A 525-nucleotide genomic window follows, 5' to 3' on the forward strand; every position below is an offset into this window, starting at 1 on the left:
CCGCCGGAAACCTGCTCGACCTCGTTTACCGACAGCACCCGTCCGGCAAACTTCCTGTTCATTTGATTCGACATATCCATTCCTCGATCAGTTGAAGGATTGATTACTTGGCGTTGGCGTAATAGCCGGCCAGCATGCCCAGCCCGAGAATCGGGCAAACCGCCAGCGCGATACCAATCTCGACCTTGGTTTCCGTGCTCATCGCGCCACCGGAAACCATTTCCACGTCCACAGCTGCAAGTTCGATCATCTGAAATTCCTTTCTCCAGTTTGGCAGACAGCCTCTGCCTGGCACTTACCGCAGCGGCTTCGCCGGCCACGATCAATCTCGCTTCATACCCAGTTGAATGACCTTCCCGGCGGCCGCCACCGTCTCCGGCCGATGCGCAATCACGATCCGGGTGATCCGCAACCGCTGCACCGCCGCATTGACCAGCCGCTCCCGCTCCACGTCCAGATGGCTGGTCGCCTCGTCCAGCACCAGCAGTCGCGGTCGCCGATACAGCGCCCGCGCCAGGATCACCC

General features: G+C 60.4%; 2 protein-coding genes. Both read right to left on the reverse strand.

Going from position 1 to position 525, the window contains the following annotated elements:
• Positions 1-103 precede the first annotated feature (103 nt).
• Positions 104-250 (reverse strand): hypothetical protein, encoded by a 147-nt coding sequence (locus ACQGNJ_RS00120; protein ID WP_426687221.1) that lies wholly within the window; start codon positions 248-250, stop codon positions 104-106.
• Between the two features lie 72 nt (positions 251-322).
• The coding region (locus tag ACQGNJ_RS00125; RefSeq protein ID WP_483432713.1) for a P-loop NTPase family protein at positions 323-525 on the reverse strand (203 nt) is incomplete at its 5' end.

Origin of the sequence: Rhodanobacter ginsengiterrae (assembly GCF_050026815.1) — a bacterium.
Classification (GTDB): Bacteria; Pseudomonadota; Gammaproteobacteria; order Xanthomonadales; family Rhodanobacteraceae; genus Rhodanobacter; species Rhodanobacter ginsengiterrae.

Bases quoted from the DNA above. Each gene is read 5' to 3' on its own strand.
- ACQGNJ_RS00120 (WP_426687221.1), bottom strand. From the start codon at position 250: ATGATCGAACTTGCAGCTGTGGACGTGGAAATGGTTTCCGGTGGCGCG.